Genomic DNA, 11,076 nt, shown 5'->3' with positions numbered 1-11,076 from the left:
TCAATCCATTCATCAAGTCCGCCTTCATAAACTTTCACATTTTGAATATTAAGCAGTTTTAATCCCATTGCAACTTTTTTGGAAGCAACGCAATCTTTATGCCTGCAGTAAATGATAATCTCCTTATAGGGAACCAGCTCTTTTCTCCTGTCTATGACTCCAGGATAATGAATAGTTTTTGACCCCTTGATTTTGTGTTTATTCCCGTCATAGTTTCCTATAGTATCCACGAGCACAAAATCCGCATTCTCTTTCATACGGTTCAAAAGTTCTTCTTTGGTTATACATTCAATACTTATGTTGAATTCTTTCTGGTATGGCATTTACTCCCCCTTTTGAAAATTTTATTATTACTAATGCCGTTCAAAAATGCAATTCCTCTCGCAAGGCAGGGCATGGATGTCTGAAAAAGCTTTAGAGCAGCACCGTTAAATGTTATGTTGCCTTTTTGTGAATAGTTCCATTTAAAATACTTTAGAATTTGCAACATAACATATAATAATCTTCGCTGTTTTCTAAAGGTTTTGAAGACGTCAATGCCCTGCCAGTCATTACTCTCTGTTTTTCATCCGGACAAACCTGTATCTCCCGAGGGTCATAAGATAATCCGTTAGGGCCTCAAATTCCCAATCTTTAAATTTAAATCTCGGCATCCTCACATCAGTCTGCACTGTCTGAGGGTTTTTCAGCCACTGCTCAATCCACTCCCTCCTTAACCGGCTTGCCGCGTCTGTATGTTCAGGCCCTACTTCTCCGCCGCGTCCGTCCACAGCATGACACCCGCTGCATGCAAATACCTCATGATACAGCTTTTCCCCGTCATAAATATCTTCCGCATGCACTTCCTTATTGAGTTCGGCATTATATGGATAAGCCTCCCCTGCAATAAAAGTAAAATATTCAATAATAGCGTTAACCTCTGCGTCTGATAGATTGAAATCCGGCATGCCGGCCTTAAGTATAGGCTCAGGCCGTATTTTATAGGTTTTCTTAAGAAATTTAAATAACCACTCCTGCCTGCTTTTCTTTGCCTCTCTCGTTAAATCAGGGCCGATATTCCCTCCATTTCCGTTAATCCTGTGGCAGCCAAGGCAGTTATATCGTTCAATTACACTTTTACCCCTTATTTCTGCGCTGTCAGAATCAATCAATATTTTTGTGTAGGAAACAGGCAAGAAATTATTCCGTACGCTTAAAAGAAAAGTAACCAGCGCTTCTGCCTGAATTCTGTCAAAATTATAATACGGCATACGCGTTATAACCTTATCAGTGGCAAATCTTCCGGGGTCAATTACTTTGACAAGAAGCCAATTTATGAGGGTCTTCTCAGTATCTGTTATATTATCTGTTATATTGCCGAAAAACAGCTCGTCAACCCTTTTATCGCCAATGCCGTCAAGCGCCGGAGCATCATATCCCAAAGGGAACTTTTCTATCTCATGACAGCCGGTGCAGCCAATTTCTATGACAATCTTTCTGCCCTTCTCAACATCATTATGCGAAGGCTCCGGCTCTCTTAATTCAACCCGGGACTTTTTATTCTTCTTAAGACTGAAAAGATATGCGGCTATACTGCGTATTTCTCCGTCTGACATATTTAATTCAGGCATGGTGGTTTTTGCATCATAACTGCGGGGCTTTTTCAAAAAATAAAAAAGCCATTCAGGTTTTACTTTATCGCCTATAAAGGATATATCAGGGGCAAAACCGCTGCCTTTTTTATTTATCATGTGGCAGCCGAGGCAGCCGAGAGAGGATACAAGGATTTTGCCTTCGTCTAACAATCTCCCCTTACTCCTCTTTGCTAAAGAGGGGAATGAAGGGGGATTTTTAAAATTTTCAGAAAAGACTACTTCTTCCATCAAATAATCCGCTATATATCCAATCTTTTCATCACTCAGCTTAAATACCGGCATCTTTGCGTTCGGCAGATAATCTTTAGGATTTTTCAGCCATCCAATCAGCCACTTCCTGCTGGCTTTTCTACTGATTGAGCTAAGCACAGGACCAATACGCACAGGTCTTTCATAGTTTTTAAGCTTGTGACACCCGGTACAGTTATTTCCCCTGAAAAGCCTCCAACCCTCAAAAAACTTTTCTGCTCCTGCCAGGTTTGCACTCAGAGGCAGTTCCATTTTCATCGGATGGCATCTCCCGCAGGAAGACTGAGCGTAATAGCCTTTAAGAAGAGGTTTCGTCCAATTATTTACTCTGCCGTGCGCTGCCTTTAAAGTTAAAGCTTCTCCCTGCCCTTGATGACATACAACACACCCGAATTTTTCAACCTTGTGATATTTTAGGTAATTGCCCGGATGCGATTTAAAAGGCTGCGGCCTGTTTGCGGAATCAGACTTGTCTATCCAATCATGACAGGTAATACATCTGTCAGCCGCATCCAAGTCCTTAAGCCAGATCTGCTGAATTTTTTCCTTTTGATATCTTTTCCACGGGCGGTCATACTCAGAATAAAACGCCCATACAACAACTACAAACAGGATAATGCAAAAAACAGCATTAAGGATTAACTGGGGCCGGCTCAGCTTCATAAATTAAACCACGAAGTTACCAATACGTATTTGATATTAAACGCCAGTCTCAGAAATATCTTTAAAGGGACCGCATACATCAGAAGTATCAATGTCATCACAATTACATATCTTAGGGAACCATATAAAAGATAAAGGTCTATGCTCATCAGGGGAGGCAGCAGTATCCCTGCTCCAAAATAAACTGCTATACACACTAAACCAATAGCAGGGCTCAGGCTCCAGAGATAATTCTCAGTCTCTTTAACAGTCCCCCACGATTCCCATGGGAGATATAACTGCCAGTTCGGACCCCTTAAAAAATATCCTATAAATATCAAGCCCCACCAGAGCAGAAAACCGAAAAGAAAATTTATAACAGCAAACCGCCTGAGGGAGAATGTGTAGCTCCCTCTGCCGTTGGGATTAGTATCTATATAGGGGATAATTATCAAACCGGCTGCAATAATGACAGGAATCATGACCCCGGCTATCCATGGGTCAAAATAGACCAGCAATTCCTGCAGCCCTGCAAAATACCACGGCGCCTTGGACGGATTTTCAGACCTTTCCGGCGCAGCCATCTCCCTTAAAGGCGCATTCATAAGCAGACCCCATATTATCAATATAATTGTTAAAGCAATAATCGTTAAAAATTCCTTAAATGCCAGGTCCGGCCAGACGAAATGTTTTTTACTTTTAGAGCGTTCCATAATATTATTCTGGCACTAAATTTTTCTTCTCTGCGCCTTCGTGCCTCTCATAAAGGTCCTGATATGCCCCCGTCTTTCCTGATTCTCCAGAAGTGAACTGCCATAAAAATGATTGCAGCCGCAGGCAATACTATAATATGCATCACATAAAACCTCAGAAGAGCGTTTGTCCCTATCTCTGTGCTGCCTAACACAACAAAACGGATATCATTATATTTATTAACAACTGAAAACGGGCCTTCATGCCCGATAAACGGTGCTGCTCCCATCATGTTGGTAGCTACCGTAATAGCCCAGTAAGACAGTTGGTCCCACGGAAGCAGATAGCCGGTAAAGCTCAGCAAAAAAGTCAAAACTATTAAGACCACGCCGACAACCCAGTTAAATTCCCTCGGAGGTTTATATGAGCCTGTAAGAAAAACCCTCAGCATGTGCAGAATGATTGTAAACACCATCAGATGCGCCGCCCACCTGTGGATGTTTCTGAGGATAATCCCGAAAGGGATGTCAAATTCAAGATACTTCATATCATGATAGGCAAACTCAGGAATAGGATGATAGTAGAACATCAGAAATACGCCGGTGAATGCCTCTACTAAAAACAGGAAAAAAGTTATCCCGCCCATACACCATGTGAAACGTATTTTAAAGGCATGTTCAGGCACACTTACAGGATGAAGATGAAGGAATACGTTAGACCTTACCTGAAGCGCCCGGTTTCTTGTTGTATCTTCATAACCGTGGCGGAATATGGATTTGCAAAGCTGGGAGCCGGTTAATTTGTTCCAGAATTTCTCTATCATGCTTTAATCAAAAATCAGGAGCCTATTACACATTAAGATACGCTCCGCGTTTATCAAAGTCCTTAGAGGTATATACCCTGCTTTTATCTACAACAATCATGCCGTCATCGGCAATTGAAATACCAAACCGGTCCAGCGGTCTCGGAGCCGGACCTGCAAAATTTACGCCGTTGCTGTGAAACTGACTGCCATGGCACGGGCACTTGAATATCCTGTCATCTGCAAACCAGTTAGGCGTGCATCCCAGATGAGTGCATTTAACATGTACGGCGTATATGCGGTTCTTTTCCCTCACCAGACATGCAGAATGTTCATCTTTCCACTTTTCATATACCTCAAAAACGCCGTTTTCATCCGCCCTGTCCTTTCTATCAAATTCGTGAGGAAATCCAGCCTTAAATGTTGAAGGACGTTCAAAAAGAACGCGCGGGAATAAAAATCTCATAGTCCCCCCGATTAATATCCCCAGTGTGACAAAAAAAGAACCCCAGCCGATTATTCTCAGAAAACCGCGGCGGGTGACATTGCTGTTAAGTGAATGTTCCGTCATATCGCCCATAAAAACAGGCACAAAGGAACAAAGCATCCAAGGCACAAAGTAGGAGAACAAAGTTTTGTGCCTCAGCGCCTTTGCGCCTCAGTGCCTTTTTATTCGTCCCTTTTTAAACCTTCACAATATTCACCGGCACCATCCTGTCCCACTCGGCAAGCTTCGGGTCCGCCTTCTCGCTCGTCACCATGTTCGGCGTTGACTCAGTCTTTGGATAAAGCGACATGACATCCACAACCCCGGGGGCCGTCAGCCCGTTTACCTTTGCCACTGCCTTCATACTTCCGTTTCTGGAATTAACCGCAACCCAGTCTCCGCTTTTCACGCCTATTGCCCTTGCGTCTTTGGGATTAATGCTTACAGTCTGCTCGGGCAGTCTCTCGTAAAGATTCGGGGTCAACGGTACATTAAGCCCGTTATTGTAAAAGTTATAGCCGGTGTTCCAGATTTCGTTTGCCCGGTGCATAATCATCCAGAGCGGATACTCATTTGTAATCTTGTCTCTCAAAGGATGATTGTACGGGTCAAAATCAGCAAGCGCCTTTACAGGTTCAAGGTGCGCCTTGCCGTCGTCATGTTTAAAGCGCCTTCCCATCACTTCTTCTGTCTCAAGAGAATAAAGCCGCGATATGCTCCTGCGGTTTTTGTAAGGGAACTGAATGCCGTTAGTGCCTGACTTTATAAGGTCTTTCCATTCAATTTCTGAGATGTCACTGGTAAATGAACCTTTTGTCTGCGCTCTTACATCATCATAAATCTCCTGTTCGTTTTTCCAGTCATACCCGCTCAAACCCATCCGCTTTGCCAGTTGGGCAACAATCCACCAGTCCGGCTTTGCATCGCCGGGGGCTTCCATAAAGCCCTGCTGAATATGAAGCCTCCTGTCTTCGCTTGCCTGTATGGTGTTCCATTCTCCCCATGTGGCAGCAGGGAAGACTACATCTGCAGCCGCTGTCGTGTCTGTGGGATAAATCTCATTCACGACAAGAAACATCTTATCAATCTGAGGCTTATATTTGCTCAGGTTGGGAAGCTGTATGTAAATGTTGCTGATGTACGCCCAGAGCGACTTTATTTCTCCCTTATCAATTTTTTCACAGATGCTCCTCATGGAACTTGCGCCGTTTGGGGCAGGCGGGTCCGCCCAGGTCCCTCTCGGATGTCCGCCGGCTCTGGATGTGCACGCGCCTGGTTTTCCGGCATTGCCGAGAATAATTCCCATAGCGCTGTATGCGACTTCGTTTTCGTATCCTGTCACCTGATGCATAATTCCTTTTTCAAAAAGCACCATTGTCTGCCCTTTATGCTTTGCGAGCATCTCAGCGGCTGCTATAATCTTTGCGGCCGGAATACCGGTAATCTTTTCAGCATTTTCAGGTGCGAATCTGCTGTTCAATACAGTCTGCTTGAGCGTATCAAAACCAGTTGTGTGCTTTTGGACAAATTCTTTGTCATACAAATCGTGCATGACGAGCACATGCATCAAAGACGCGCCGAGTATTGCATCAGTGCCCGGATTAATCTGGAGGAAAAGACCGCCGCTTTTTTCTGCGTCTTCTGCCATCTGAATCCTTCTCGGGTCTACCAGTATCATTTTGATATCACCCTTGTTCATGCCGCCCGTTGACAACGCCTGATAATACCATGATGAACCCGTATCCTTTAGATTTTTTCCGGCGCAAAAAATGAGTTTAGTTTTTATAAAATCTTCCGACGTAAACGACCTGGTGCCCGCACCCACCACATCGGCAAGCCCCCAGCTTTCATCGCCCCAGAAGAGATACCCGTTGCCGGCAAGGGTGCTGGACTTAATTCCTGTGAAGAGCCACTTCAGCAATACATGCGTATTCTGCAGATAACCCCAGTCTCCGTAAACTGCGCCGATTGCGTCAGGACCGTATTGATTGATAATTTTTCTAAAGTTCTCCGCGCAGAATCCAATCGCTTCATCCCATGAAACCTCCGCAAGAGGACTTGTCTTGCCGCCTTTGCGAATCATTGGTTTTTTGAGACGGATCCTTGTCGGAAGTTTCTCGGAATACAAACTCTGGGCATTGAACGCCCCGCGGACTGAGTAGTTTGATCCGCTTGCCACGTCTTTGTTATCCGGCACTATCATTATTGATACGTCTTTACCGTTCTTTTTGGCTTCAACCGTGAAAACAGGATTGGGCCAGTCGCCCCGCATCTTCTCAACAGGATAAAATTTAGCCTTGTCCGGTTTTAGCCCTGTGCCTTTGGGCCAGATATAAACCTTGTATCCGCACATAACATGACAGTAACGGCAGGCAGTATCATAAGTCTCTGCGTGTGCGGGCGGAAGCTCTGCAAATTCAACCGCCTTTGCTTCTGAAAATTTACCTGCCGCAAACACAGGCATTCCGTTTATCACACATGCCCCTGCCGCCGCTGCTGCTGAAACCTTTAATAAATCTCTCCTTGAAAATTCCTTTTCATTGCCCATTTACTTTATCTCCTCTCCGTCAAGTAGATTATTTCTAAGTCCATAAATAAGACCGGCAACTCCTGCCGCATAAATGTCCCCGTTCTTATCAATCTCCAATAAAATCATCGGCAGGTTATTCGGCGCGGGGCCTTCAACCACCTTACCGCTCTGTTTCGGATCATAAATGCTTTGATGGCATTCGCAAACCAGCATCCCGCTTTCTTTGTCCAGATCAACAGCGCACCCCAGATGAGTGCAAAACATGCTGTACGCAACAATGCTCTTGTCAGCGCCGGCGCCGCCTTCAGCGCTGCATCCCAGATTTACAAGGATGTTTTTTCTTCCAGTAAGCGGGTAATCAAATTTTATTGTCTTTCCCGACGGAAGATTTTTGATATTTGCAATTTTTACCTGCGGATAAGTTCTGCCTGATAAAGCGGCGCCTGCTTTATCTAATGCAACAGATGAAACTGCCGCAACTGCCCCCGCGCAGCAAACGGCTTTTAAGATTTTTCTGCGTGTCATGACTTGTGCTACTGATGCTTCTTTCTTCTCTTTGAGCATTTTGTTCCTCCTTTATTTATTTGAACTGTTTGAACCGCTTACAATCTTTATTCCCCCTCACACCCGCACAACTTCCTCAAATACGAAATGAGCGACTTAATCTGTGTTTCATTAAACGTATTCCCCCACGGCGGCATAAGGGTGGATTTGCCGACAGCCTTGCCTCCGCCGCTGACTGCATCATAAAGTTCCTTATCCATTCTTTTTTTCATAAATCCGCCGTCAGTATGGTTTGCAGGCCGGGGGTCCAGATTTTTTGCATTAAAGCCTTTCCCGTCCCCGTTAAAACCGTGACAGGGTGTGCAATACTGCACATATATTTTTTCTCCTTCTTTCAATGAAGTTTTCATCTCTCCCTGAACGGTGCGCATAGCAATCAAGATAATCAACACAAACAAAATACTAAGTAAAATTACTTTTATAATTTTCATTTTGGCGTCTAATAAAAAGCCCGATTAATTGTCCTGAAGCTTCGGGACAATTAACCGGGCTTTAATAACCCCGCTGAAGATTTTTTCCTGCGGGGGTAAAGTAACCGTCAATTATTCGTTTATTTAATAATTTCTATTCTTTTAATATTAATCCATGCTATATTGCCGGAAGTAGTTCTGAATGTTACTTCATGGTCTTTTTCTTCCAGAGGATAACCGAACTTCTGAAATACGGACAGCAATTCTTTCTTGAATTGTTCTTTCAGCCCACCGGTCATGTTGTTTGTGAAAGGAGCATCGCCGGCTAAATCAGTACTGTCAATCGGTTTATACTTGGACATCTCTCTTTATTTCTCCCATTATATTTATTTACCGGGCGGCAGTATATCAGATTGCTAATTAAAATAAATCCTGTCCCCTATGAAAGTATTAAATAGGGGACAGGATTTTCAGTCTATCATAAAAAACATTTCAATCCGGCCAGACATAAAGCATGTCGCCGTAAGTGTCCTTTGGCAGGCGCGGCCTTGCATTTATTGAAAGCGGCGCTATCCCCTTCGGACCAAACCACTTCTGGTAAATCTGCTCATATGTCCCGTCTTTGAGCATATCCTGAAGGATAAAGCTTATCTTATCCCTCCACTTGCTTTCATTCGGCGGAACTCCGATGCCGTAAAGCCCCGGGCTGTAAATTGCCCCTCCGACTGCCTCATACTCACCGCCTAAACTGCCTGCAACAGCAGCCATTATCTGCGCATCCTGAGAATATGCATCAATCTTGCCCTGCTTCAATGCCATAAAGCCCTCTGCGCTGTTCTGGAATGAAGACATTACCGTAGCCTGTTTTGAATATTTTGCAATCTCCTGGGGCGCTGCGATGAATGCGTTTGACCCCTGGTCCACGCCTATCTTTTTTCCGCCGAGGTTTTTTATCGCCTTGAATTTGCCCTTCTTTGCATAAAATATCTTGCCTGTCCAGAAATAAGGAGGCTCTGCATAATCCATCTGCTCCTCACGGCTCCTGGTCTGGCTGATGTTTGCCAGAGAAATATCTATTGTGCCGTTTGCCAGAAATGCAATCCTTGTCTTGTTATCAACCAATACACGCTCAAGTTTCACGCCAAGTCTCTTTGCAAGCTCCTCTCCTAAGTCAACGTCAAAACCGGTCCAGTTGCCCTTGTCATCAAGGTAATTCATGGGCGGAGTTGTATTGCCGTGCCCTATGCGGACTACCCCCTTTTCCTTTACAACATCAAGGATTGATTTATCCGCCGACATTGCAAGGCCGGATAAAAAACACAGCGTCAAAAGCACTGCTAATACTGCTAAACTTAGCTTCTTCATGCCTTGAATCTCCTTTCCTTACTTTGAAATCTTACAAGAAATATCTTGTCTGTATTTTTTAAATGCAAGATTAATGCCGTTAAAATATCTTTAAAATTCAAGGGGATTTCAAGGGAAGATGGTCAACTGCTGGTCAATAATTGAACAGGGTGATTACTTTTTGAACAGTTAACATTTAATCCGACTCCTGTTTGCCGAGCTTTTCCCTGAGGGTATTTCTTGATATGCCGAGTAACTTTGCCGCCATGACCTGATTGTTTTTTGTCAGCTCAAGCGCCTTTTTAACCATAAGATGCTCAAAGTTTGCAACCGCTTCTTTATATATGTCCATCCCGCCTCTGAGCAGAAATTCGCCTGCGACATCAGCAAGCGTCTTTTCAATATCAACCGCCTTTTCACCTGAGAGTTTTATCTGTGACAGCCATTCGCAGTCTTCAGAAGCAATTACGTCCTTCTGACACAAAAGCATGCAGTGCTGTACAATGCTTTGAAGCTCTCTTACATTTCCATGCCAGTAATAGCCTTTAAATTCCTTAAGCAGTTCAGGTGACATTCCTTTTACGTCCTTGCCGAGTTCTTTGTTGTATTTCCTTATGAAATACTGAACAAGCTCTTCTATATCCTCTTTTCTTTCTCTAAGAGGCGGGATGCTTATGCTTACAACATTCAAGCGCCAATAAAGGTCGTCTCTGAACTTACCTATATTTATCAATGATTCAAGATTCTTGTTTGTGGCGGCTATTATTCTGACATCTGTCTTAATCAGCTCTTTTCCACCAAGCCGTTGCAAACATCCATCCTGAAGGACTCTCAGCAATTTTGATTGAAGTGACAGCGGCATATCCCCGATTTCATCAAGAAACATCGTGCCTCTGTCGCACTGCTCAAACTTGCCAATCTTTCTGTTTTCAGCGCCTGTAAAAGCCCCCTTCTCATATCCGAAAAGTTCGCTCTCAAGCAGGGTCTCAGGAATAGCCGCGCAATTAACCGGCAAAAACGGTTTATTGATCCTTTTACTATCGTGGTAAATAGCTCGTGCTATCAGTTCCTTGCCTGTGCCAGTCTCTCCCCTTAAAAGTACTGTAACATCACTTTCTGCTATCTGCCCTATTTTTTTGTATATCGCAAGCATTCCAGGGCTTTTGCCAATAATTCTTTCTCCTTCTTGTGCAGTTCCTTCAAATGTTACAGGAATGGTCATTTTCCCCGCCGCAATAGCTTTTTCCACAAGCGAAATTAACTGGGCATTGTCAACAGGTTTAGTGATAAAATCGTATGCGCCGTACTTCATTGCCGTTATTGCCTTTTCAGAAGTGCTGTAAGCCGTCATGATTATTACAGTGAGGTTCGGATTGTGAGACTTTAACCTCTTAAGCGTTTCAAGGCCGCCGATGTCAGGCATTGTCACATCCATGATAACAAGATTCGGGTGCTCATTGCCCGCCTTTTCAACCGCCTCATGTCCGCTAAGTGCCGTGATGACATCATAGCCGTGACTTCCAAGAATTCTCTTGAACGAGTAGCAAACCCCTTTTTCGTCATCAACAACAAGTATCTTTTCCATTACCCTATTAATTAAAGATTCTCTGTATCCCAGAAACTTCGGGACAGAGAATCTTGAAATGCAAGGAATGTAATTCTTATAACATTCGCTCGCTAACACTGTAGCAAGCTACAGGTAATACGCTCGCTGTGTCATT

At 43.9% G+C, this 11,076-nt stretch carries 11 protein-coding genes; all 11 read right to left on the bottom strand.

The genetic code is table 11. The features are described from left to right. Positions 1-323: rhodanese-like domain-containing protein (locus HZA10_08430; protein ID MBI5196334.1), on the bottom strand; the 323-nt coding region annotated here is incomplete at its 3' end. A gap of 228 nt (positions 324-551) precedes the next feature. Beyond that, entirely contained in the window at positions 552-2,546 is a 1,995-nt protein-coding gene (locus HZA10_08425; protein MBI5196333.1) for a c-type cytochrome, read from the bottom strand. Then, complete coding sequence (locus HZA10_08420; GenBank protein ID MBI5196332.1) at positions 2,543-3,238, bottom strand: hypothetical protein; 696 nt, start codon at positions 3,236-3,238, stop codon at positions 2,543-2,545. Before HZA10_08420 ends, HZA10_08425 begins: the two co-directional genes overlap by 4 nt. Positions 3,239-3,285: 47 nt before the next feature. After that, entirely contained in the window at positions 3,286-4,041 is a 756-nt protein-coding gene (locus HZA10_08415; protein MBI5196331.1) for a cytochrome b N-terminal domain-containing protein, read from the bottom strand. A gap of 25 nt (positions 4,042-4,066) precedes the next feature. Next, positions 4,067-4,591: a ubiquinol-cytochrome c reductase iron-sulfur subunit gene (locus HZA10_08410; GenBank protein MBI5196330.1), complete on the bottom strand. Its 525-nt coding sequence runs from the start codon at positions 4,589-4,591 to the stop codon at positions 4,067-4,069. Positions 4,592-4,703: 112 nt separating this feature from the next. Continuing rightward, a complete protein-coding gene (locus HZA10_08405) occupies positions 4,704-7,055 on the bottom strand; it encodes a molybdopterin-dependent oxidoreductase (GenBank protein ID MBI5196329.1) in 2,352 nt (783 codons plus the stop codon). Then, on the bottom strand, positions 7,056-7,601 hold the full coding sequence (locus tag HZA10_08400; protein ID MBI5196328.1) for an arsenate reductase (azurin) small subunit: 546 nt from the start codon (positions 7,599-7,601) through the stop codon (positions 7,056-7,058). 47 nt (positions 7,602-7,648) lie between these two features. Continuing rightward, complete coding sequence (locus HZA10_08395; GenBank protein MBI5196327.1) at positions 7,649-7,951, bottom strand: cytochrome c; 303 nt, start codon at positions 7,949-7,951, stop codon at positions 7,649-7,651. Between the two features lie 200 nt (positions 7,952-8,151). Then, entirely contained in the window at positions 8,152-8,373 is a 222-nt protein-coding gene (locus HZA10_08390; GenBank protein ID MBI5196326.1) for a hypothetical protein, read from the bottom strand. A 130-nt stretch (positions 8,374-8,503) separates the two neighbouring features. Next, a complete protein-coding gene (locus HZA10_08385; protein MBI5196325.1) occupies positions 8,504-9,376 on the bottom strand; it encodes a transporter substrate-binding domain-containing protein in 873 nt (290 codons plus the stop codon). Positions 9,377-9,551: 175 nt separating this feature from the next. After that, on the bottom strand, positions 9,552-10,940 hold the full coding sequence (locus tag HZA10_08380) for a sigma-54-dependent Fis family transcriptional regulator (GenBank protein ID MBI5196324.1): 1,389 nt from the start codon (positions 10,938-10,940) through the stop codon (positions 9,552-9,554). Between the last annotated feature and the right edge of the window lie 136 nt (positions 10,941-11,076).

Source organism: Nitrospirota bacterium (assembly GCA_016212185.1).
In the GTDB taxonomy this organism is placed as follows: Bacteria; Nitrospirota; Thermodesulfovibrionia; order UBA6902; family DSMQ01; genus JACRGX01.
Note: the sequence above shows the minus strand (reverse complement) of the source record. Positions and strands in the feature narration are given on the sequence as shown.